The sequence below is a fragment of the Chryseobacterium sp. GW823-FHT05E08 genome (genome assembly GCF_058795655.1).
Window position 1 is genome coordinate 196,016 of record NZ_JBXAHY010000007.1, and the last position, 21,255, is coordinate 217,270.

At 34.3% G+C, this 21,255-nt stretch carries 24 protein-coding genes and 1 riboswitch; of the genes, 8 read left to right on the forward strand and 16 right to left on the reverse strand.

Annotation, left to right across the window (positions count from 1 at the left end):
- Nucleotides 1-44 precede the first annotated feature (44 nt).
- The 6 genes from AC1Q7L_RS20290 to namA form a co-directional block, all read right to left on the reverse strand.
- Complete coding sequence (locus AC1Q7L_RS20290) at nt 45-215, reverse strand: hypothetical protein (protein ID WP_157886029.1); 171 nt, start codon at nt 213-215, stop codon at nt 45-47.
- Nucleotides 216-217: 2 nt separating this feature from the next.
- Complete coding sequence (locus AC1Q7L_RS20295; protein ID WP_492307515.1) at nt 218-2,149, reverse strand: type VI secretion system Vgr family protein; 1,932 nt, start codon at nt 2,147-2,149, stop codon at nt 218-220.
- A gap of 164 nt (nt 2,150-2,313) precedes the next feature.
- On the reverse strand, nt 2,314-2,718 hold the full coding sequence (gene tssD / locus AC1Q7L_RS20300; protein WP_072408290.1) for a type VI secretion system tube protein TssD: 405 nt from the start codon (nt 2,716-2,718) through the stop codon (nt 2,314-2,316).
- Nucleotides 2,719-2,972: 254 nt separating this feature from the next.
- Nucleotides 2,973-3,305, reverse strand: a complete 333-nt coding sequence (locus AC1Q7L_RS20305) for a CCC motif membrane protein (RefSeq protein ID WP_066755918.1) — start codon at nt 3,303-3,305, stop codon at nt 2,973-2,975.
- Nucleotides 3,306-3,323: 18 nt separating this feature from the next.
- Nucleotides 3,324-3,617 carry a DUF2752 domain-containing protein gene (locus AC1Q7L_RS20310; RefSeq protein ID WP_492307514.1) on the reverse strand — a complete coding sequence of 98 codons (294 nt, stop codon included), beginning with the start codon at nt 3,615-3,617 and terminating at the stop codon, nt 3,324-3,326.
- A 25-nt stretch (nt 3,618-3,642) separates the two neighbouring features.
- Nucleotides 3,643-4,695, reverse strand: coding sequence for an NADPH dehydrogenase NamA (gene namA / locus AC1Q7L_RS20315; protein WP_492307513.1), 1,053 nt, complete (start codon nt 4,693-4,695; stop codon nt 3,643-3,645).
- 104 nt (nt 4,696-4,799) lie between these two features.
- Between namA and AC1Q7L_RS20320 the strand changes: the two genes are divergently transcribed.
- The 3 genes from AC1Q7L_RS20320 to AC1Q7L_RS20330 all read left to right on the forward strand — a co-directional run bounded on the left by AC1Q7L_RS20320 (nt 4,800) and on the right by AC1Q7L_RS20330 (nt 8,825).
- Nucleotides 4,800-5,282, forward strand: a complete 483-nt coding sequence (locus AC1Q7L_RS20320) for a cytidine deaminase (protein ID WP_066755912.1) — start codon at nt 4,800-4,802, stop codon at nt 5,280-5,282.
- 427 nt (nt 5,283-5,709) lie between these two features.
- Nucleotides 5,710-5,886: riboswitch (cobalamin riboswitch) on the forward strand.
- 33 nt (nt 5,887-5,919) lie between these two features.
- Nucleotides 5,920-7,749: a TonB-dependent receptor plug domain-containing protein gene (locus AC1Q7L_RS20325; RefSeq protein ID WP_492307512.1), complete on the forward strand. Its 1,830-nt coding sequence runs from the start codon at nt 5,920-5,922 to the stop codon at nt 7,747-7,749.
- A 17-nt stretch (nt 7,750-7,766) separates the two neighbouring features.
- A complete protein-coding gene (locus AC1Q7L_RS20330) occupies nt 7,767-8,825 on the forward strand; it encodes a DUF5074 domain-containing protein (RefSeq protein WP_492307511.1) in 1,059 nt (352 codons plus the stop codon).
- Between the two features lie 399 nt (nt 8,826-9,224).
- On the opposite strand, the gene AC1Q7L_RS20335 is transcribed toward AC1Q7L_RS20330, so the two are convergent.
- The 9 genes from AC1Q7L_RS20335 to gldB all read right to left on the reverse strand — a co-directional run bounded on the left by AC1Q7L_RS20335 (nt 9,225) and on the right by gldB (nt 16,540).
- Complete coding sequence (locus tag AC1Q7L_RS20335) at nt 9,225-10,643, reverse strand: CCA tRNA nucleotidyltransferase (protein ID WP_492307510.1); 1,419 nt, start codon at nt 10,641-10,643, stop codon at nt 9,225-9,227.
- A 188-nt stretch (nt 10,644-10,831) separates the two neighbouring features.
- Nucleotides 10,832-11,380, reverse strand: a complete 549-nt coding sequence (locus AC1Q7L_RS20340; protein ID WP_123979956.1) for an L-threonylcarbamoyladenylate synthase — start codon at nt 11,378-11,380, stop codon at nt 10,832-10,834.
- A 209-nt stretch (nt 11,381-11,589) separates the two neighbouring features.
- Entirely contained in the window at nt 11,590-12,018 is a 429-nt protein-coding gene (gene tnpA / locus AC1Q7L_RS20345) for an IS200/IS605 family transposase (RefSeq protein WP_410692403.1), read from the reverse strand.
- Nucleotides 12,019-12,140: 122 nt separating this feature from the next.
- The gene (locus AC1Q7L_RS20350; RefSeq protein ID WP_492307509.1) at nt 12,141-12,644 is read right to left on the reverse strand and encodes a DinB family protein; all 504 of its coding nucleotides are present in this window, start codon (nt 12,642-12,644) and stop codon (nt 12,141-12,143) included.
- 98 nt (nt 12,645-12,742) lie between these two features.
- Nucleotides 12,743-13,192, reverse strand: coding sequence for a GNAT family N-acetyltransferase (locus AC1Q7L_RS20355; RefSeq protein WP_492307508.1), 450 nt, complete (start codon nt 13,190-13,192; stop codon nt 12,743-12,745).
- A gap of 5 nt (nt 13,193-13,197) precedes the next feature.
- A complete protein-coding gene (locus AC1Q7L_RS20360) occupies nt 13,198-13,677 on the reverse strand; it encodes a nuclear transport factor 2 family protein (protein WP_492307507.1) in 480 nt (159 codons plus the stop codon).
- Nucleotides 13,678-13,870: 193 nt separating this feature from the next.
- Entirely contained in the window at nt 13,871-15,010 is a 1,140-nt protein-coding gene (locus AC1Q7L_RS20365) for a cystathionine gamma-synthase (protein WP_492307506.1), read from the reverse strand.
- Between the two features lie 135 nt (nt 15,011-15,145).
- On the reverse strand, nt 15,146-15,472 hold the full coding sequence (gldC, locus tag AC1Q7L_RS20370) for a gliding motility protein GldC (protein WP_410692399.1): 327 nt from the start codon (nt 15,470-15,472) through the stop codon (nt 15,146-15,148).
- Nucleotides 15,473-15,556: 84 nt separating this feature from the next.
- Complete coding sequence (gene gldB, locus AC1Q7L_RS20375) at nt 15,557-16,540, reverse strand: gliding motility lipoprotein GldB (RefSeq protein WP_492307505.1); 984 nt, start codon at nt 16,538-16,540, stop codon at nt 15,557-15,559.
- Between the two features lie 55 nt (nt 16,541-16,595).
- Between gldB and AC1Q7L_RS20380 the strand changes: the two genes are divergently transcribed.
- The 5 genes from AC1Q7L_RS20380 (at nt 16,596) to AC1Q7L_RS20400 (ending at nt 19,654) form a co-directional block, all read left to right on the forward strand.
- A complete protein-coding gene (locus AC1Q7L_RS20380; protein ID WP_492307504.1) occupies nt 16,596-17,240 on the forward strand; it encodes a leucine-rich repeat domain-containing protein in 645 nt (214 codons plus the stop codon).
- A gap of 213 nt (nt 17,241-17,453) precedes the next feature.
- On the forward strand, nt 17,454-18,248 hold the full coding sequence (nadE, locus tag AC1Q7L_RS20385; protein WP_123979972.1) for an NAD(+) synthase: 795 nt from the start codon (nt 17,454-17,456) through the stop codon (nt 18,246-18,248).
- Nucleotides 18,249-18,379: 131 nt separating this feature from the next.
- Nucleotides 18,380-18,892, forward strand: a complete 513-nt coding sequence (locus tag AC1Q7L_RS20390) for a ribonuclease domain-containing protein (RefSeq protein ID WP_410692395.1) — start codon at nt 18,380-18,382, stop codon at nt 18,890-18,892.
- A 54-nt stretch (nt 18,893-18,946) separates the two neighbouring features.
- A complete protein-coding gene (locus AC1Q7L_RS20395; protein ID WP_492307503.1) occupies nt 18,947-19,255 on the forward strand; it encodes a GIY-YIG nuclease family protein in 309 nt (102 codons plus the stop codon).
- A gap of 60 nt (nt 19,256-19,315) precedes the next feature.
- Nucleotides 19,316-19,654: a barstar family protein gene (locus tag AC1Q7L_RS20400; protein ID WP_492307502.1), complete on the forward strand. Its 339-nt coding sequence runs from the start codon at nt 19,316-19,318 to the stop codon at nt 19,652-19,654.
- A 94-nt stretch (nt 19,655-19,748) separates the two neighbouring features.
- Here the strand turns inward: AC1Q7L_RS20400 and AC1Q7L_RS20405 are convergent, their stop codons facing one another.
- Nucleotides 19,749-21,065, reverse strand: a complete 1,317-nt coding sequence (locus AC1Q7L_RS20405) for a T9SS type A sorting domain-containing protein (protein WP_492307501.1) — start codon at nt 21,063-21,065, stop codon at nt 19,749-19,751.
- Between the last annotated feature and the right edge of the window lie 190 nt (nt 21,066-21,255).

The following is a 21,255-nucleotide window of genomic DNA, read 5'->3' on the forward strand; positions in this document are numbered from 1 at the left end:
TTAATGAGAAACTGCATACAACAAAGAGAATCAGGAACTTGAATTTATTTGTTCCCATGAGACATTATCTTTTTATTGCTTGCCAAAACAAGGTTTCCTTTTTTAGCTTCTGTATTGATCTTTTCTGCAATTTTTTCAACTTTTTTACCAACACTCAGATGGTAGGAATCATTTACTTTGATCAATATATTTTTTGCGGTTTTTCTTATTGCCATGATTAGAAAAGTTTAGATTTTTCGGCACTATTGAATTCTACAATTTTTCCACTCTGCATGGTCATATTTTCTTTTTCGCTGAACATTGATATTTCTCCTGCAATTTCATTAGAAGTTTCAGATTGTCTTCTGAATTCCTTTTCCACCATCTCGGTTCTTGTATCCGAAGATTCCTTGATATCGCCTGTTGCCGTCATCATAATATCTGTTCCGGCAGTGGAAACAATATTTTCATTCGCCGAACTCGTAATACTTTCTCCGGCATCAATTGAAATTTCTTTTCCGGCAGTGATGCTGATATTTTCCCCAGCTTTTAGGGTGAAATTTTTAGGTGCATTGACCGAAATATTGCCTTTACCGTCCATAAAGAAATAATTTCCGCTTGGATCGATGATATTTACGCTTCCCTCTTCATCATTCATCAAAATTCTGATTCCGCTTCTGGTTTGAATTGATTTTAAATGATTGTTAACTCCGCCGCCTAATCCAACTGCTCCATGGAACATTCCGCCCATTACGAAAGGTCTGTCGGGATGATTGTGAACGAAATTCACCATCACCTGATCTCCAACTTCCGGAATGGCAACATATCCTCTGTTTTGAGTTATTTCGTCTGTTCCACCAGCATCAGGGCTCATCATTCTGATAAAATGAGTGGTTTCACTCGTCTGCCAGTCAAATCTCACCTGAATTCTGCCCTGTCCTTCAGGATCAGCATTTGAAATTACGGTTGCAATTTGCGGTTCAGCTTTTGGAGCTGTAAATTCTGGCTTAGGTAAAAATCCTGTGTCTGAAGCGATTCCTTTAAAACTTCCTTTATAATGTCCTAAAGTATCAATTTCATGTTCAGTTTCCGTTACCATGATTTTAGTGAAATAAGAGCTTTCATTAGTATCAACTTTTCTCATCTGAACATCAACCACACAGCCCGGATGTAAAAACGGAACGGTGGTAGATCCTGATAAATTAAAAACATTCACCGCTTCACTTCCTGAAGTACTTTTCTGAGAATATTCAACATCAAGATGTGTTGATGCCTTCACAGGAGCTATGCGTAAAGAAGGTGTTTTAAAAATTTTCTCGTTGTGTTCGTAAGCTGTTTTGGCCAAATCTCCAACATGCTGAATCGGTGTTGCTCCGGAAGTCAGTTTTTCATGTTTATTGCTGTTATAGCCATAAAATTGGGGTTTGGTATGTACCGCTTTCAATTCAACTTTAATATCATTGGCACTGCTTCCGTAGACAATTTTGATAGGTTTATTTTGAGGAGGAAGTTTTCCGAAATGTAAAACCTCGCCGTCATAGTAAAATTGTTCGCCATAGGCTTCCGCCATTCTTGCCAGATAATTGTAGTGCGTTTCGTCGTATTGACTGCTGTAGATAATCTGAGAAAAGTCATTCGTATCAATTCTGATATCAAAACGACCTTTATCAATCCCCTGTTTGATAACTTCTTCAGCGATGATGCCCATATTGACAGGTTTATCACCTCCAAAACTTTGAATATGCGGAGCTCCGTCCAATAAGATCGTCGGGCTGTAACCTGATAAAACAATATTACCAAGACTCATTTTTTCCTGACTGAATCCTACTCCGGTAATAACTCCCACGAAGGTTCTTTCAGGGCTTTTATCAATGTCTTTATAAGAAATAACGGCTGTTAAGCGTTTTCCTAAGAATTTATTGGCTTCTTCTAAAGTGTGTGTCTGGCGGTCTCCCAAAGTATCGTGAGCCAAAGTAAGCGTAAACTCATGGTGACGCTGAGCACTTTGTTTTAAATTAAAATGCTTGTAATACTTTATCACTTTACCCTCAATTACTAAAGATAATTTGACCAAACGGTTGATTCCCGTGTGATGATTTTCAGAGACTCCATCTGCATTTTGGGAAGGACGAAACGAATTGCCTCGCGCCTGTTCAGGTGTGGTAGACATAATTTTGTGATTGTGATGTTTTTAAATTTATAAAAATTATTCAAACAAAGAAAATTTATAAAGAACAAATTGCGTTTTTGCTTTATAAAATAAACTTCTACTACAGGTAAAAAAAGACCGTCTTGAGGGACAGTCTTCTATAAGTGTTTCTTACTTCTTGAGACTTAGCTAGATGGCCAAAGTCCTTCGTAAGCAGAATTTCCGTAATTGATTTTCTCTGCGCTTATCACGAAGCTGATCAGCATACTGTTTTCGTCTACAGCGTCGAAGTCTACTTCATGCTGGATAACGTAACCGTTTTCCCAGTTTAAAGTGATCAAAGTACCTTCTTCATGAGATTTATTGAAAGTAACTTCTCCGCTTGTCGGCTTGTATTTACCGTTCAGTAAGCTTTCCAGAATGTCAGATTTTTCTGTAGCTTCGATTGTAAGTTTTATAATTGCGTTAGATGGGTCTGATGCTACACGTCCTGAAACGTCTGTAGATCTTGCGACACTATAATTAAGTCTTAATAGTTTTTGACCTTCGCTTCCGTTGAATTTTAAGATTCCTCTTGAATTTGCTGCCATATCTGTAAATTTTAATCAATAAAGATTTTATGATTTTTTATTTTTGGTATAACAAAGATATATTTCAGGTTTCGATTCAGAAAGCTTTTACCATGTAGATTCATATTTTGTAGTAATTCTACGATTCTTTTTCGCTTTTGTGTGAATTTAGATTAAAAATTTACAAATCAATCAAGAGAAAGTTAACTTAAATTTTTTCACAAAAAAAAAAGACCGCAAATTTGCAGTCTTTCTTGTTTTATCTGAGGATTTAATTATTGTCCCGTTAATTCTTTGATTCTTTCCTGCATCAGTTGAGGATCTTTCAGAGCATCCCAACCTAACGTAGAGATCACCACGACCAAATAGGCAATGTATAAAACACTTAATATAAGACCAATGATACATAATATTCTACCTGTATTCAAATTGCTGTAATCCGAATAAAGATCCGGGTTTTTCTTATACAGTTCGTTATCCTTTTTGTAAAGATACAATCCGATAATCCCTGTGATAATACCTACTACTCCGTAGCAACAACATCCGATGATAGATACAATTCCTAATACAAGTACCGCTGTGGCATTTGGTAATTTTTGTTGATTCATAGTTATAATTTTAATGTTTTAGTGCAAATTAAGATAAAAATGTTTGTAAAAATAAGCAATTACCATTATAATTGAATTAATAATTGCCATTATAATTAAAACATTTCCATAGTTTCTTTTTTTATCAATAAAACTTATTCCTACGGTAAATAAAAATATCAAAAGCGTATAAACAGCCGGAAACATATGAAAAGCTTCAGAGAATCTCCCCTCAAAAACCATGACAATAGCTCTTTGAGCGCCGCAGCCAAAACATTCTATTCCTAAGAACTTTTTACTTGGGCACGGCAACATGAAATCCTCTATTTTCATCTTTTTAAAAATTAATTGTATAAAATTAAGAAGAAATTTTAGCTCTTAAATATTGATGAGGAAAGAAACATTCTTCACCCATCTCAAACGAACCCTGAACTGCAATGTATGGATTTCTTAAGATCTCTCTGGCAATAAAAATAAGATCTGCGTCTCCTTTTTGCAAGATTTCTTCCGCGTGTGATACTTTTTTAATCAAGCCAACAGCACCGGTTTTTACTTCTGCCTCATTTCTTACCTGAGAAGAAAGGGGAACCTGATATCCGTCAAAAAGAGGAATCTTTACTCCATGAATATTTCCGCCACTTGAAACATCAACTAAGTCAACTGAATGATTTTTTAATATTTTCGCCAATTCTACACTGCTTTCAATATCCCAACCATTTTCAGCGTATTCTGTTCCGGAAATTCTTACAAAAAGCGCAACATTTTCGTTCAATTCTTCATTTACAGCATCTACAATTTCCAATAAAAACCTGATTCTGTTTTCAAAACTTCCGCCATATTCATCCGTTCTGATATTAGAAAGCGGAGATAAAAACTGGTGAACCAAATAGCCATGAGCACCATGAATTTCGATTACATCAAAACCTGCTTTTACCGCTCTTCTTGCTGCCTCTTTAAAGTTTTGAACCTGTTCTTTGATTTCCTCTACTGTTAAAACATGCGGAATTCTTTCTGTTGGGTGATAAGGAATCGGGCTTGGCGCAACAGTTTCCCAACCTTCTTCAACAGGAATTTGCAAATTGTTCCAAGTTGAGCCTTTTCTTCCAGCATGTGCAATCTGAATTCCTATTTTGCTGTCTGAATTCTTGTGAACAAACTCAACAATTTTCTGTAGTTTTTCTGCCTGCTGGTCATTCCAGATTCCCATGCAATGATTGGTGATCCTTCCACGGGGCTCTACGCCGGTTGCTTCTACTATAATTAATCCTGTTCCGCCCTGCGATCTGCTTCCGTAATGGACGTAATGGAAATCATTAGCCATCCCGTTTTCACTAGAATACATACACATTGGGGACATTACCCATCGGTTTTTTACTTCAACATTTCTGAATTTTATAGGAGTGTATAACATGTTTGATGTTTTGAATTTTAATTTAAAATTTTGAAGGACAAAATAATATTGCCCACTTGGTGAAAAAGAGGTAATTTTATCCCCCTTTTTTAGGTCCACAATATATGAAAAAAGACATACAGATAGGTTACGAATATTTTAAAAATAGCAGTGAACTTAGCGATATAGAAAATACTTTGTTCGCAAGAGCAAAACAAGCCAGGGAAAATGCTTACGCGCCTTATTCCAACTTTTTGGTAGGTTGTTCGGTTTTATTGGAAAATGGAGAGATCTTTTCCGGAAACAATCAGGAGAATGCGGCTTTTCCGTCAGGACTTTGTGCTGAGAGAACGACTTTATTCTGGGTAGCAGCCAATTTTCCGAATGAAAAGATCAAAAAGATCTTTATTGTTGGCGGACCGAGAGAATTTCACGAGAAAAATCCGCCGATTCCACCTTGTGGAGCTTGCCGACAAAGCTTAATTGAATATGAAACCAAGCAGAATGAAAATATTGATCTTTATTTTTCGAGCATGAATGATGTGGTCGTGAAAGTGAATTCTATTAAGGATTTGTTGCCGTTTTATTTTGATGCTACTTTCTTATAGTTTGTGAGTGCTTTTTTTAGCGCGAAGATCGCAAAGGTTTTCTTTAAAATCATTGAGAATATTTTTCGTTCGCAAAGGCGTTTCACTCAGCGAAGTTTATTGTCATTGCGAGGAGCAAAGCGACGAAGCACTCTTTTTTATCACTAATTTTTTTATGAGATTGCTTCACCTTCGGTTCGCAATGACGAATATTGAAAGAACGACAAATACCCTAGCCCAGATAGCAACGGTTACCCCGCAGTAAGAGTTGGAGTGTGGGAGGGTTTGAGCGTTGGAGAGTGGTGGCGCGAGGAGTATGAGTGGATAGCTGGAAATAGCTCCTGAAAAATAGGCAATGAGTAATTGGTAATAGGCAATTTTGAATAATAGATATTGTTGGATTTTTTAATTTAAACCTTTTACGATTTTGCATTTCAATTTAATAAATTATCTTTGCAAAAATTTTGGTTTCCAGTGTATTGGAATGAAAAGGGAATTGGGTGAGACCCCCAAACTGTCCCCGCAACTGTAAATCGCAACCGAAATTTCTACGAAAAACCACTGTGCAAACGGGAAGGTGTAGAAAAGCGAAAGTCAGGAGACCTGCCAAAATCATAATAAAAAAATAGATTGCTTTCGGAGGAAAAGTAAAATAGTGATGGATATAAAAAGATCTTTAGTACTGCTTTTTTCGTCTTATGGTTGTTTTCTTTTCGCACAGGAGAAAACCATTGACACCGTTTATGTTTTTGATAACCAAATGAGTAAGGTTAAGCTTTTTCATAACGTTACCACCATCACTCCTCAGGATGCTGAGAAAAACTCAACCAATCTTTCTGAACTTTTACGCTTTCAATCTGCTGTTTATATCAAAGAAAATGGTCGTGGAGCGGTTTCTTCGCCATCTTTCAGAGGGACAACAGCTTCGCAAACTGCCTTTGTATGGAACGGAATTAATATTAACTCTAACTTTTTGGGTCAGGGTGATGTTAATAATATCCCTTTTGGCGGATTTGATCAGCTTATTGTAAAATCAGGTGGAGGAAGTGTAAGTTATGGCAGTGGCGCGATCGGTGGAAGCATCCATTTAAATAATAATCTGGATTTTAACAGAGGAGCGCATGCTTCATTATTTTCTGAGGCAGCATCTTTCGGTACTTTTAATAATTTGCTCAAAGCATCTTACAGCAACGAGAAATTCAGTTTTAAGGCTTCCGGTCATTATTCTATTAGTGAAAATGATTATGAAGTTGAAAATTCAAATAATTATATCAACAGAAACGGAAAATATAATAACACCAATTTCAATTTTTCGACGGCTTATAAAATAGCACCTCATCACCAAATCTCTTGGATCTCTGAGTTTTTTAATGGAAATCAGCATTATCCTATTTTCTTTGAAAGCCAGACTCCGACGAAATATGAAACTCAAAATGTAAGAAGTTTAATTTCTTGGGATTGGAATAAAACTAAGTTCAGCAATTCATTTAAAGCAGCTTACACAGAAGAAAACTTCCAATATTTCGGGAATATCGACGGGCCAAAAACAAGTGGCGGAACAGGAAAAAATTATATTCTGAAAAATGATTTTAATTATTTTATTGTTCCAAAATTAAATTTCAACTTAATTACAGAATTTCAGGTTAATAAAGGCGAAGGTTATGCATCCGGAATCGATCATATAAGTAGAAATGTAGGTTCTGTAGCGGGATTACTTCGTTATTTCACTACGAAAGATCTTCGTTTTGAAGCCGGAGTTAAAAAAGATTTTGTTGAAGATATCAGTTCGCCACTCCAATTTTCGTTTTCCGGAAAATGGAATGCTGTCGATTGGTACAATGTGGGAATCAGTGCTTCAAGGAATTTCAGATTTCCAACATTTAATGATCTTTACTGGAGTCCAGGCGGAAATAAAGATTTAAAACCAGAGACATCGTATCAGTTTGAATTGAGAAATCAATTTAACATTGCTGGTGTACAACTTTCGGTTACGCCGTATTATATGAAAATCAAGGATATGATCCAATGGCTGCCTAGTCCACTAGGATACTACTCGGCTTTCAACACCAACAGAGTTGAATCTTATGGAATTGAATCCAGAATTGATTATGAAAGAAAATTCGGGAAGCATAATTTAAGAACGAATTTAGGATATTCATACACCAAATCTACCAATCTTGATACGGATAAACAGTTGATGTACGTTCCTTTTCATAAGTTATTTGGAAATATTGAATATCAATATGAATTTATGAGACTGTATGTTCAGGGAATGTTCAATGGGCTGACTTATGCCGATACCAACGAAAAAAGAGAGGATGCTTTGGAACCTTATTTCGTGATGAATGCTGGTGTTTCTGCAACGATTCTTAAAAATTATACAGTAGGTTTTAAAGTGAATAATATTTTTAACCAAGTATATGCAACGACGGCATTTTATCCAATGCCTTTGAGAAATTATAGCGTGAACTTGAATATCAATTTTTAAATAAATAATTAAATATAATGAATATCAGAAAAATTTTAACTCTTGCATTTGCGACAACATTACTTTTCAATGTTTCTTGTACTAATGAAACCACCGAGGAGATTCTTGAGGTTACCTTTGAAAATGGAGTTCTTATCACCAATGAAGGTGGATTTACAACTCCGACAGCAGAGGTTTCTTTTGTGACTAATGATCTTTCTGCATTAGCAAACAAAATTTATTCAGGAAAAAATAATGAAGTTTTAGGAAACGTTTTACAGACTATCGGTTTTGATTCTGATAAAGCTTATCTGGTTTCAAACGTACCTAATAAAATTGATATCGTTAACAGATACACCTTCAAAAAACAGGCTACCGTAACAACTAATCTTCAAAATCCGCGATATATTGCGTTTTCGGGAAGTCAATATTACGTAACCAACAATAACTTTTTTGATGTAATGAAACTGAACGTTTACAACAAAGACAATTCTTTTGTAAAAAGTATCAGTTTCGCAAGATCTGCGGAAAAAGTAGTTGAAGCCGGCGGAAATATCGTCGTACAAACTGACGGTGTTACCTACGAATCTACTCCTCCGTACAGCGAATTGCCAACAGGATATACAATTACGATTGTAAAACCTTCAACAAACGTTGTTGACAAAACCGTAACGCTACCAAGCAACGGAATCATCAGAGATCTAATCTCTTACAGCGGAGATGCTTACGTTTTAGCTTCAGACAATACAAATTCTTACATCTATAAGATCAATTCAACTACAGGAACGTTTACAACGACAACGTTGACGGCAATTCCTCAAGCTCAGAAATTAAGAGTGGATGGTAACACGTTTTATTTCACTAACTCAAGCAACAAAATATATTCTATGACTGTAGGTTCTACAACTGTTCCTACAACTCCTATTGTGACTACAACAGGAAATCTATACGGATTTAATGTAATTGACGGTAAAATTTTCGCTTCTGATGCAAGTTTCACTGCAGACAGTAAAGTGAATGTTTATAATGCAACTAATGGTTCTTTATTAAAAACTTTCACTACAGGAATCGGAACAAACGGTTTCTATAAAAACTAAAATTTGCGCTTCGGTGTATAATATATAAATTTTTATTTTTTTTCATCATTTGTGTTTTTTATCCGGGCGTCTCTTCGAAAAGGCGGCCGGATTTTTTTATTTAGTTTTATTCAGAATATATTTTAAACAAGACATCTCCAAAAAACCGATAAACCACCATGTTGGAAATCTAAAATATGTATAAAGAAGTGTGAAATTATCTACAATCTCAACATCTTTTGTAACCTTTTGAATTTCAAAATACATAGACAAAACGGGAGTCAAAAAGCCGAATAATAAAAATGCAACCAGATAAACTATCCAGTTGCATTTTTTTATTATTTTATATTTCCAGACTCCGAAATTAAATATTAGCATTAAAACTAAAACATAAAAATCAAACGTTCCTAAAAGCATATATTATATTTTCAAACCTAATTTCTCGGCTTCTGCGATCACAAATTTTGTAGCTTCTTCTTTATCATTAAGAATTTCGCCTTCCAAAATGGCTTCCTTTACTTTTTCCTTTAAAATTCCGATCTCACGTCCGGGTTTAAGATTAAACATTTCCATGATCTCTTCTCCTGAAATGGGTGGCTGGAAATTTCTAACGTGATCTTTTTCCTCAACCTCTTTTATCTTAACCGCAACGTATTCAAAATTCTTTTTGAATCGCTCCTGCTTTTTAGAATTTTTTGTTGTTATATCAGCCTTACAAAGCGTAAACAGATCTTCCATATCTTCGCCAGCATCGAACAACAATCTTCTTAATGCAGAATCTGAAGCATCATCTGTAATCAAAGCAATTGGACGAGATGAAAGCTTGACCATTTTCTGAACATACTTCATGTCTGGACCTAACGGTAATTTCAATTTTTGAAACATTGTTTTTACCATTTTTGAACCCAGAAACTCGTGTCCATGGAAAGTCCAACCCGTTCCTTCAACGAATTTTTTTGTCGGAGCTTTTCCAATGTCGTGAAGCAATGCAGACCAGCGCAGCCAAAGGTTTTCCGTGTTCAAAGAAATGTTATCCAAAACTTCCAACGTATGGTAAAAGTTATCTTTGTGAGTTTGACCTTCTACTTCTTCTATTCCTTTTAGTTCGATTAATTCAGGAATAATTAGTTTCATTAATCCTGTTTCTTCCATCAATGTCAACCCGATTGATGGTTTTTTGGAGAGCATGATTTTATTAAATTCAACCATGATTCTTTCCATCGAAACAATCTTGATTCGTTCTGCTTCCTGTTTTATGGCTTCTAAAGAATTTTCTTCGATTTTAAAATTTAAAGTTGATGCAAAACGTACTGCCCTCATCATTCTCAACGGGTCGTCAGAATAGGTTTGTGCCGGTTCTAATGGAGTTCTTAAAATCCCTTTTTCCAGATCTTCAACACCATTGAACGGATCAATCAACTCTCCGAAATTATCTTTGTTTAAAGAGATCGCCATTGCATTAATGGTAAAATCCCTTCTTTTTTGGTCGTCTTCCAAAGTACCGCCTTCTACTTCTGGTTTACGGCTGTTTTCAGTGTAGCTTTCTTTTCTGGCACCTACAAATTCAAGCTCCAGATCTTTGTACCTGATCATCGCCGTTCCGTAAGTTTTAAAAACAGAAACCTTCATTTTAGGATCTATTTCTTTGCCCACACTTTCGGCAAGCTCAATTCCACTTTGTTCGGTAACAAAATCAATATCCGTTGAAGCTTTTCTTTTCATCAAAAGGTCCCGAACATATCCGCCGACAATATATACCGACTGATTATTTTTGTCCGCGACTTCAGAGATTATTTTGAAAAGCTTTAAGTTTTTATTTTGATTAAGATTAATGAACATTTTTTTAGATGCTTAAATATTTAAAGTTTAGATATTAGATTTATAATCAAAATTCAAATTATATCCGAATTACCGACCATTATCTAATGTAAAACCACTAAGAAATTAAGTTTATCAAGCCGCTGACTTCATATTCTTAATGCCTTAATGGTTGAATGATTTTGCAAAGATAATTAAAATCTTTTCTTTTACTCGCGAAGAACTTTTATTCTGTTATCGCTCCAGATTTTTATCACAGATGAACCTGAATATTTTGATACTTTCTCTCTGTCTTCTTCCACCGCATAATCTACCAAATCAATAATTTCTTTTGAGATATCTGAAAATTTCAACGGACTTTTATCCCCACTGAAGTTTGCTGAAGTTGACACCAAAGGACGATTTAGTTTTGTAATTAATTTTTTACAGAAATCATTTTTCACCAAACGAATTCCGATGCTTCCGTCTTCTGCTAATAATTCTTTCGGCAATCCTTTTGGGTTTTCATAAACAAGTGTTACTGGTTTTTCACTTAAATCCATGATTTCCCAAGCCATCTCCGGAACGTCAACCAAATCCTGCAATCTCTTTTCAGTTTCCACCAAAATGATCATAGATTTGTTTTTTTCACGCTTCTTAATATCAAAGATTTTGTTGATTGCTTCTATGTTTGTTGCGTCACAGCCGATTCCCCAGATTGTGTCTGTTGGGTATAGAATCGTTCCGCCGGATTTTAATATGTTGATGATGTTTTCCATAATTTAATCTAAACTTTTTGAGTTTTGGCTAAAGCCAGACTGAAAATTTAATATTGATAAACGGGTTAAAACCCGTTCCTATTGATTTTATTCGACCGCAAATTTACAAATCTTTAGACATAAAATTATAAATTAAAACGCTCTATTCAATAGGAATGGGCTTTAGCCCATTCAACTAAAAGATAAAATCATTTGGCTTTAGCCAAAACTTAAATTACAAATTTGTATCTATCCATAAATTCCTGATATTCTTCCGAAAACGTTTTCTTGTGGTGGTGCTTTTCCTGATTTTTAATATAATTTCTTACAGAATCAATCATCGATTCTGAAACTGATACCGCAAAGTATTCATCTTGCCATGAAAATTTTTCTTTTGTCAATTGATTTTTATTAATCCAATTGGAAGATTCTCCTTTTATTAGTTGTACAATTTTTTCTAAATTTTGATTTGATCCTAAAGAAATCAGACAATGGCAATGATCAAAATAACCATTAATCATATCTAAATAAATACCTTTTTCTGAAGCATTTTCTTTAATATGTTTCCAAACTTTTACTCTTAACTCTGGCTTGTCTAAATAAGGAATTCTATTTCTTGTTGAAAAGACAAGGTGTACATAAATTTTAATGAATGGCATTTGTGTTGTTTTGCCAAAAATAAGAATTCATTTTAAATTTTGGCTAAAGCCAATTGATTTTCTGTCATAAAAAAACGGGCTAAAGCCCGTTCCTATTGATATGCTTACAATATTTTATAAAATCACAACTTCGGTAAATACCTTTCCTCAATAATATTCAAATGATGAATATTATGCCCAACAATCAATTTCCCGATGGTTTCTACAGAGATTTCGTTTCCGTTGGCTGTTCCGATATTATTTAAAACAGATGGATTTAATGTTTCCAATAAAATCTGAGACGATTTTCTGATAAGTTTATATTCTTCCAACAAAGACTTTAAAGTTCTTTCATTAGCGAAAGAATTGTTAGCATACAATTCTTCATCAAAGCCCGGAAGTTCATTTTTATCTCCTCTTGCAAATGCTAAAATTCGATATTGAAAAATCCGTTCTGTGTCTGATAAATGAAGAAGCAATTCTTTCAAAGTCCATTTTCCTTCATCGTAGGCAAAATGAGCTTGTTCTTCTGAAAGTTTTGAATAAATAGCTATTGTTTTTTCTCCTGAAATATTCAATTCTCCCAACCAATCTTCGGATGGAATATTGTCTAAATATCTCTGAACGTATTTTTGAAAATCAGTCATGTTAATATGGGTAATAAGTAATAAAATATAATTGATAAATGATAAGCGATAATTGATGGCAATCTTACTTTAATCATTTATAATTTATCAATGATCATTTATGAATTGTTCGTCCATTCGTAGAAGTTAACAGAATCATACAATTCGAAACCGCAAGCCGGATATAGTTGGTTTCCGATGTCGTTGGATTTTCCTGTTTCCAGCAAAACTCCGCAAGCGTCGGTGGATTTCGCTAATTGTTTAGCTTCTTCAATTAGTTCTTTTGAAAAGCCTTTTCCACGGTGGTTTTCGTTGACATATAAATCATTTAACAGCCAATAACGTTTCATTCTTGTTGAGGAAAATATTGGAAATAATTGAACAAAGCCAACCAAATTTCCATTTTCTTGAGCAACAAAAATTTCGGAATCTTTATTTTCGATTCTTTCGTTCAGAAAATTTTCAGCGGCAGGAATATCAGATTCTTTATGATAAAAAACTCTGTATTGATCGAATAATTCAGCCAATTGATCCAAATCCTGAATGGTAGCTTTTCTTGTATTTTTCATGGTAATTATAAATGATGGTCGTAGCTTAAAACTCTTTTCATTTTCCAGTCTTTACCATCCAAAATCCATAAAATAGTGAATTTTGCACGGCTTCCTTTGTTCCATTTTCCATTATTCAATTCAGCGAAATCATGTTCACCTTCTTCAATAAAAGCATATAAAACATTATCCTTATATAAAGGATAGACTTTCATGCTGTTAGGAACCAATTCACGTTTCACTTTATTCGGATTACCACAAATATTATTTTTGATAGAAGCTGTGAAAGCTTTTTCACCTGAAGTAATTCCGCCTTTATCGTGATAAAATTCTAAATCATCACTCACGATAGAAGGATAATGAGAAAGATCACATTTATTAAATCCGATATCGAATATCAAACTGTCTAATTTTTTTGCCGTTTTGTATAATTCATCAGTGGTTTTTACCTGAGAATATGCAATTTGACTTAAAATTAATAGAACTAAAACCTGAATTTTTCTCATTATGCTTTATTTTTTTATTAACCACAAAAGACACAAAAGCTATTACACTTAAGTATTTTAAAGTTCTTTATCATACTCCATAAAAGTACACTTAAGTTTTTGAAAATCTTTGATTTTCTGTTTTGTGAACTTTTAAATTAAATATGCTTAAACTTAATAATTTCTTTTGTGTCTTTTGTGGTAAAAAACTTTATTAAGAAAAAGCTTTTTCTAAATCTGCAATAAGATCTTCTGCATCTTCAATTCCGACGCTTAGACGAACTAAATCATCGGTAATCCCAAGTTCAGCACGTTTTTCAGCAGGAATAGAAGCGTGAGTCATCAACGCAGGGTGATTGGCAAGAGATTCTACTCCACCAAGAGATTCTGCTAACGTGAAAACTCTTACTTTTTCTAAAAACTTAACCGCATCTTCTTTTTTTCCAGATTTGAAAGTGAAAGAAACCATTCCTCCAAAATCTTTCATTTGAGTTTTTGCCAATTCATATTGTGGGTGAGATTCCAATCCCGGATAAATTACTTTATCTACGGCAGGGTGAGATTCAAGGTATTTCGCCACAGCCATTCCGTTTTCTGAATGTCTTTGAACTCTTAATGCTAATGTTTTAATCCCTCTCAACACCAAATAAGAATCGTGTGGTCCTAAAATTCCACCACTTGCAAATTGGATGAAGTGAAGTTGATCTCCTAATTCAGCATCTTTTGCAACCAAAGCTCCGGCAATAACGTCAGAGTGACCTCCTAAATATTTCGTTGCAGAATGCATTACGATATCAGCACCCAAATCAATTGGTCTCTGTAAATAAGGAGTTGCGAAAGTATTATCAACAGCAACTAGGATATTTTTTCCTTTTGCAATTTCTACAACTGCTTTAATATCAACCAATTTCATCAATGGATTCGTTGGTGTTTCAATCCAGATCAATTTTGTTTTATCTGTGATAACGTCAGCGATTTTTGAAGCATCATCAAAATTAACGAAAGTAAATTTCAATTGATATTTTTCAAAAAGTCTGGTAAACATTCTGTATGTTCCGCCATACAAATCATCTACTGCAACAACCTCATCACCTGGGTTTAATAATTTTAAAACACAGTCGATTGCCGCCAAACCAGAACCGAAAGCAAGACCTCTTGCTCCGTTTTCAATGCTTGCCAAAGAGTCTTCCAACGCCTGTCTTGTAGGGTTTGCCGCTCTTGAATATTCATAACCTGAATGTACTCCAGGACTTTTTTGTGCGAATGTAGATGTTAAAAATACAGGAACATTCACAGAACCTGTTGCAGATTCGTGATGTTGTCCTCCGTGAATAACTTTTGTATTAAAATTCATACTTTTTTGCTTTAGGCTTTAAGCTTTAGGCAATAGGCTTTAATCCTTTCTGCTAAAACTTAATGTTTATTAATATTTTTAGCTTAATCTGTACGCAAAAAGCTTACCGCTTACTGCCTACAGCTTATCGCTTTTTTACATTTTTATTGCAGACTTTACAGCAAATTCTTCTGCGATCTGCTCAATCCACTGTGCTACATCGTCCTCTCCTGTTGCTCTTTGGTAAGTACTTCCAAGAGAAACTAAAATTTGGTGGATAAACATTTTCATTTGATCAACAGGCATTTCTTTTGTCCAAAGATCAATTCTTAATGCTTCCATTTTTTTATCATCCCAAACGGAAATCATCGTTGCTTTCGTGTCTTCTTTTTCAACACCTCCATCTTCTGCATTCCAAGTGATTACTTCCGGAATGTGGTTTTCATCTAATTCAACGTCTATCGTAATTTGAGTCTTTCTCATAACTTTCTATATATTTCTAATAATTCTATTTTTTACTGTTGCCTTTTCGCGCAACTTCTAACTTCTAACTTCTAACTTCCAGCCTTATTTAACTTTCGGTTTATATCCTGATTGATTAAAAATCGTTGTAGCATCCATTTTAAGGAAATCTACAAGTTTTGTATCAGGTTTTTCTTTAAAATAGGCTCTACAAACCTGCCATCCTGCGAAAATTCCGACTTGTGGTGAAGATTCATTGTCTATTTCTGTATAAAATTTGGAGAATGGTCCCGGAGCAATAAAACGCTCTACCAATCTGTGATCATCCCCAAAAATCAGGTTATTTTCAACAAAATAATTCCAAATATTAGCTTCATTTGCTACTGTCCAGTCATATTGTTTTTTGGTATAATTCATTTTCAGATAATCAGGGAAATTCGGTAGAAATGCATCCTGAACCATCATTATTTTTCCATTAAGAATGATCTGATCAATAAATTTTTGGTGATCGGGTGATTCTTTAACTACATTTTCAGCAAAAATCTGCGAAACTTTCGGTACAATATTCTGAGGGTTCATTGATTTCTGAAAATACAGTTCCAAACCTTTATAATTTGGATTTCCGTCTCCCATAAAACCTGTAACATCTATGAACAGAAGATTTCCTTTTTCATCATAAAAAATAGGATCCTGAATCATCTGCAAAGCCGATGAAAACAAAAACACTTTCGGACTTTTGAATTGAGGAAAATAATATTTAATATGAGAAAACAGTTCCTGAAGCTCTTTCTGAAGCTTATTTTGATCGATTTTACCGATTGCTTCCTTATACAATTTTACCTCTCCAGCGTCGGTTCTTCTTTTTCCAAAGTCAGCATCAGAGACCGTCCCCTGAAACCAAGGAAATTGAGCTTTAAACTGATCTAAACTTACATTCGGATCATAAAATTGTTTCGAAATATCAGTAATTTCAACTTTTTCGGCAGGGTTTTTGACTTCCACATTCCATTGGTTCTGAGCATCTTTCTTACAAGAATTCAAAGCCAAAACTAAGAGTGAAGAGAGTGCAATAGTTCTAAAAATCTTCATTATTTTTACATGAAATTTAAGTTTACAAAAATACGGATTTAAACACAACCAAATGATGAAAAATAAAATATTTATAACAACGATTTTAAGCCTGACATCTGCCGTTTTCTTTGGTCAAAACCTTACTTTTAAGGATAAAAACCTCGAAAAAGCGGTCGCAGAAAATTTTGATATTAATAAAGATAAAGGAATAAGTAAGTTTGAAGCAGAAGCAATTACTAACTTATTTTTAGTGAATAAAGGCATTACTTCAACTGATGATCTGGTTTATTTCAAAAATGCTACAATGGTCGTTTTGGATGATAATGCAATTGCAAATGCAGCAATAAAAAACCTCAGCAAATTGGAATTATTTTCTTGCACAGGCTGTAAGATTTCTAAATTTGAGGCTGATAATGTGCAAAATTTAACATCTTTATATCTTGACAATAATGCTATTGAAAATATCATGTTCAGAGTAGCACCGAGAATTAATCAGTTAACTTTATCATTAAATAAATTAAAAACGATTGATCTAAGTACACTGAAAAATTTAAGAAAATTAAACCTTGAACATAATCAGCTTCAAAAACTGGATATTTCATTAAATAAAGATATGCAAACCTTGAATTTAGGAGGAAATAAGATGAAAGAAACGGACGTAAAAAAAGGTTTAAAAATGGATGTTACTATTTTCGTAGATGAACAAAAAGAACAATAAATCAAATGTATTAAAATCCAACTTTAATTCGTAAAAAATCATGATTTTAAGCCAAAAATCCTAAGTTTAGATGCAAAAAAACCACTAATTTTGGAATTTCATTTTCATTTGAAGCTTCAAAAGGAAATGATAAGCACAAAAACGGATTGAAAATACAAATAACAAAGTAAAATATTCTAAGAAATTCAGAATAGACTAAAAAAAATATAAACAATGCAGACACAAAAAGTAACAGATCATATTGTAAACTGGTTAAAAGATTATGCTACAAAAGCAAAGGTAAATGGATATGTTTTAGGAGTTTCCGGAGGTGTGGATTCCGGTGTTGTATCTACTTTGGCAGCGATGACGGGATTAAAAACCTTGTTAATTGAAATGCCGATCCGTCAAAAAGAAGATCAGGTAAACCGCGCTTGGGAACACATGAATGATTTAAAATCAAGATTTCCAAATGTAGAAACAATGTCTGTAAATTTAACTCCTGCGTTTGAAGAATTATATAAAAGTTTTGATGTTCACGATGATCTTTACCCGAACGAAAAATTGGCTTTTGCCAATACAAGATCTCGTTTAAGAATGCTTACGTTGTATTATTATGGTCAATTGAACGGGCTTTTAGTTTGTGGAACAGGAAATAAAGTAGAAGATTTCGGAATCGGTTTTTATACAAAATATGGTGATGGCGGTGTTGACGTCTCTCCTATCGCTGATCTCTATAAAACTGAAGTTTATAAATTAGCTAAATCTTTAAATTTGGTTAAAAATATTCAGGAAGCTATTCCTACCGACGGGCTTTGGGATGTTGACAGAACCGACGAGCAACAAATCGGAGCAACTTACCCGGAATTAGAAAAAATTCAAAAAGAATACGGAACAAAAACAGCCGACGATTATGAAGGTCGCGACAAAGAAGTATTTTTGATTTTTGATAGAATGCACAAAGCTGCAAAACATAAAATGGATCCTATCCCGGTTTGCGATATTCCTGAGGAATGGAGAGAAGGATAAAAAGTGAATTGTCAATAGTCAATTGTGAATTTTTGTAATTCGAATATTTAATTTTTATTTTAAAATTTATAATTCACTTACGGAGTAAAATTCACAATTGACTATTGACATCTAATAATTGACATTAAATCATGAACAGTAAAACAAGGCCTTTATTTTTTATCTGTCTCGGACTTCTTTTTGGAATGTCTGCGATGTATATTTACAATAATTTTATTGCTGATAAAAAAGATAATTCAAATACTGTAAAAACAGAAACCGTTACTTATGGTAATGCAGAAAATCAAAATTCAGTTGATAATTCTTCGAACCAACAGCCGATTGATCAGTTAACGAAAGATAAAACGGTCATTAGTTATGTAAAACAAAATCATCGACTTCCTGATTATTATATCACAAAAAGTGAAGCCAGAAAGCAAGGCTGGGATCCGTCAAGAGGAAACCTCTGTGATGTTTTGCCCGGAAAAGCAATTGGCGGAGATAAATTTAACAACAGAGAAGGAAGTCTGCCAAAAGATGAAAAATATTTTGAAGCCGATGTAAATTACAACTGCGGAAACAGAAATGCAGACCGAATTATTTTCACAAAAAACGGAGATGTTTATCTTACCAAAAACCATTACAAAAGCTTTGAAAAGCAGTAGTTAGAACGGTCATTGCGAGGAGCGAAGCGACGAAGCAATCTCAATAAAAAATAAATGAAATCAGGTTTTATTTATATCATAACCAATAAAAATAATACAACTCTTTATACTGGAGTAACATCAAATTTGCCTAATCGTATCCAAGAACATAAAGAAAAATTTCATGAATTAAGTTTTACAGCAAAATATAATTTGCAAAAATTAGTTTATTGGGAGTCTTTTCAAGAAATTGGAGATGCAATTTTTAGAGAAAAACAAATTAAAGCAGGTTCAAGACAAAAGAAATTAGATTTAATCAATTCTATGAACCCTGAATGGAAAGATTTAACGGATGAGATCAAAGATATAATGAATCGTTTTTGAGATTGCTTCGTCGCTTCGCTCCTCGCAATGACAAATAAATTAAAGAAATAATAAAAAGATATGAAGACAATATATATAGATTTCACCGACATTGGTGATGATGAAGATTTTTACACCCAATTAAAAGAAAAAGTTACTCTTCCTGAGCATTTCGGGGATAATTTGGATGCCCTTTCCGATGTTCTTACAGGAGAATTGGAAATGCCTCTTCACATCGAATTTGTGAATATGACCGTAGATCAGCTTGAAAGCTTTGAAGATCTGTTAACAACTTTAGAAGAGACTGAAGAAGAATTGGAAGGTTTTACTTTCAGTTATTATCTTGAACAATATGAAGGCGACGATGATGACATCGAAGAAGAAGAAGAGGATAATGATGAAAACGATGAACAAAAATAATTAAATTCTGATCATCAAATAAAAAAACAAAACTCGCAGGGATGAGGCTGCGAGTTTTTTGGTCAGTCAAGTTTTTTAAGTGTCTAATCTTACTTTACTCTTTTATGAATTTATAACTCTGCGAAACTTCCCCTTTCACAAATATTTGTAATACATAATTCCCTTTAGATAAAGATGCTACGTCAACCTGATCTTGTACGGAATTTAATGATATTACTTTTTGACCGACCATATTGTATACTTCTGCTTTTTCAATTTTACCCGCTCCTTTTATGTAAAGAATATTTTTTACCGGATTTGGATAAATTGATACATTCGTTTTATTTTTAACTATTTCATTCGTTGCAAGAACCTCATTCGGAAGCTGAAGATAAAAAGCAACTATCTGACTTGCAGAATTCATTCCTATTCCTGCAATTTTTTTCCCGTCCTGAGATATTGCCAACGGAAGAGACATCGTCACACCTTGTGTATTGACACCTACCGATGTAGCATAATCATTTAAATTAACACGTCCTCCTGCCTGAGTCCAAATAAAGCCTTCTCCAGTCATGGGCGGTCCGGGGAAAGGCCTGAAAAAGCCAATCACTGTTTGTCCGTTAGCTGATATTCCGGTCGCACCACCTCTGAAGAAGACGGAGGAATTAGGATGTGTTATGTATGTAAGTCCGGACACACTGTTCCAAACATAAGGTTCTGGATCACCTGTTCCGATAATTGTATTTCCGTCGGCCGAAACTCCTCCGGCTTCCCCTACATTATCGCCATTACTATCTTTAATAAAACTTTCTACTCCGTTTACCCATTTTGCACCGCTTCTGGTTCCGTCAAAGTCGTCTTGCCAGCCAACGATTACAGTTCCGTCTGTATTTATGGCATTTGCTCTTGAACTACTTCCGGGAATCATGCTTCCAAGATCTACTACTCCACTTTGAGCATTCCATTTTACGGCGTGCGCGCTTGCTGCAGAAATCCAGCCCAAACCTACAATTGTATTACCGTTTGGTGTCATTCCCCAAGTTGAGCTTACACTTCCGTCCCATCCGGTAGGAACAAGTCCACCCTGATTCGTCCAGGTAGAAGTTGCCACATTATAGGTTGAGATTTCATTAAAACCTGTCGCCACATTTGTAGCTGTAGAACCTATCTTTGTTCCGTCACCGGAAATAAGCGTTCTTCCTGCTGCGGGATAGCCGTTGGTTAATGCTCCGATCTGAACCATTCCATTTACGGCGTCCCATTTAAAAATATCTCCACCGCTCGTCTGCATACTTACGATTCCGTTATCAGAAATACCGCCAACAGTATAATTACCTGTTGCCATTACCGTGAGCTGTGCATCAGCCACTGAAAATCCAAACAAACTACAAGCAAATAATGCTTTCCTTGAAATTTTATAAATATTTTTCATATTTCTTTGGGTTTACTATTTTGAATTGGTGGAAACAATATTAATATTATATTTACTCATTGAAAAGATAATGACTTACAAAATTCGTGAAATTTAAAAGAACTTAATATTTAAATCTCTAAAAAACAAACCTATATAAAAACTTTATTTTGAGGACAGATCGTAAAAAGATTGAAAAAAAAACTATAAA

Bases quoted from the DNA above. Each gene is read 5' to 3' on its own strand.
- AC1Q7L_RS20290 (WP_157886029.1), bottom strand. From the start codon at position 215: ATGGCAATAAGAAAAACCGCAAAAAATATATTGATCAAAGTAAATGAT.
- AC1Q7L_RS20295 (WP_492307515.1), bottom strand. From the start codon at position 2,149: ATGTCTACCACACCTGAACAGGCGCGAGGCAATTCGTTTCGTCCTTCC.
- tssD (WP_072408290.1), bottom strand. From the start codon at position 2,718: ATGGCAGCAAATTCAAGAGGAATCTTAAAATTCAACGGAAGCGAAGGT.
- AC1Q7L_RS20305 (WP_066755918.1), bottom strand. From the start codon at position 3,305: ATGAATCAACAAAAATTACCAAATGCCACAGCGGTACTTGTATTAGGA.
- AC1Q7L_RS20310 (WP_492307514.1), bottom strand. From the start codon at position 3,617: ATGAAAATAGAGGATTTCATGTTGCCGTGCCCAAGTAAAAAGTTCTTA.
- namA (WP_492307513.1), bottom strand. From the start codon at position 4,695: ATGTTATACACTCCTATAAAATTCAGAAATGTTGAAGTAAAAAACCGA.
- AC1Q7L_RS20320 (WP_066755912.1), top strand. From the start codon at position 4,800: ATGAAAAAAGACATACAGATAGGTTACGAATATTTTAAAAATAGCAGT.
- AC1Q7L_RS20325 (WP_492307512.1), top strand. From the start codon at position 5,920: ATGGATATAAAAAGATCTTTAGTACTGCTTTTTTCGTCTTATGGTTGT.
- AC1Q7L_RS20330 (WP_492307511.1), top strand. From the start codon at position 7,767: ATGAATATCAGAAAAATTTTAACTCTTGCATTTGCGACAACATTACTT.
- AC1Q7L_RS20335 (WP_492307510.1), bottom strand. From the start codon at position 10,643: ATGTTCATTAATCTTAATCAAAATAAAAACTTAAAGCTTTTCAAAATA.
- AC1Q7L_RS20340 (WP_123979956.1), bottom strand. From the start codon at position 11,380: ATGGAAAACATCATCAACATATTAAAATCCGGCGGAACGATTCTATAC.
- tnpA (WP_410692403.1), bottom strand. From the start codon at position 12,018: ATGCCATTCATTAAAATTTATGTACACCTTGTCTTTTCAACAAGAAAT.
- AC1Q7L_RS20350 (WP_492307509.1), bottom strand. From the start codon at position 12,644: ATGACTGATTTTCAAAAATACGTTCAGAGATATTTAGACAATATTCCA.
- AC1Q7L_RS20355 (WP_492307508.1), bottom strand. From the start codon at position 13,192: ATGAAAAATACAAGAAAAGCTACCATTCAGGATTTGGATCAATTGGCT.
- AC1Q7L_RS20360 (WP_492307507.1), bottom strand. From the start codon at position 13,677: ATGAGAAAAATTCAGGTTTTAGTTCTATTAATTTTAAGTCAAATTGCA.
- AC1Q7L_RS20365 (WP_492307506.1), bottom strand. From the start codon at position 15,010: ATGAATTTTAATACAAAAGTTATTCACGGAGGACAACATCACGAATCT.
- gldC (WP_410692399.1), bottom strand. From the start codon at position 15,472: ATGAGAAAGACTCAAATTACGATAGACGTTGAATTAGATGAAAACCAC.
- gldB (WP_492307505.1), bottom strand. From the start codon at position 16,540: ATGAAGATTTTTAGAACTATTGCACTCTCTTCACTCTTAGTTTTGGCT.
- AC1Q7L_RS20380 (WP_492307504.1), top strand. From the start codon at position 16,596: ATGAAAAATAAAATATTTATAACAACGATTTTAAGCCTGACATCTGCC.
- nadE (WP_123979972.1), top strand. From the start codon at position 17,454: ATGCAGACACAAAAAGTAACAGATCATATTGTAAACTGGTTAAAAGAT.
- AC1Q7L_RS20390 (WP_410692395.1), top strand. From the start codon at position 18,380: ATGAACAGTAAAACAAGGCCTTTATTTTTTATCTGTCTCGGACTTCTT.
- AC1Q7L_RS20395 (WP_492307503.1), top strand. From the start codon at position 18,947: ATGAAATCAGGTTTTATTTATATCATAACCAATAAAAATAATACAACT.
- AC1Q7L_RS20400 (WP_492307502.1), top strand. From the start codon at position 19,316: ATGAAGACAATATATATAGATTTCACCGACATTGGTGATGATGAAGAT.
- AC1Q7L_RS20405 (WP_492307501.1), bottom strand. From the start codon at position 21,065: ATGAAAAATATTTATAAAATTTCAAGGAAAGCATTATTTGCTTGTAGT.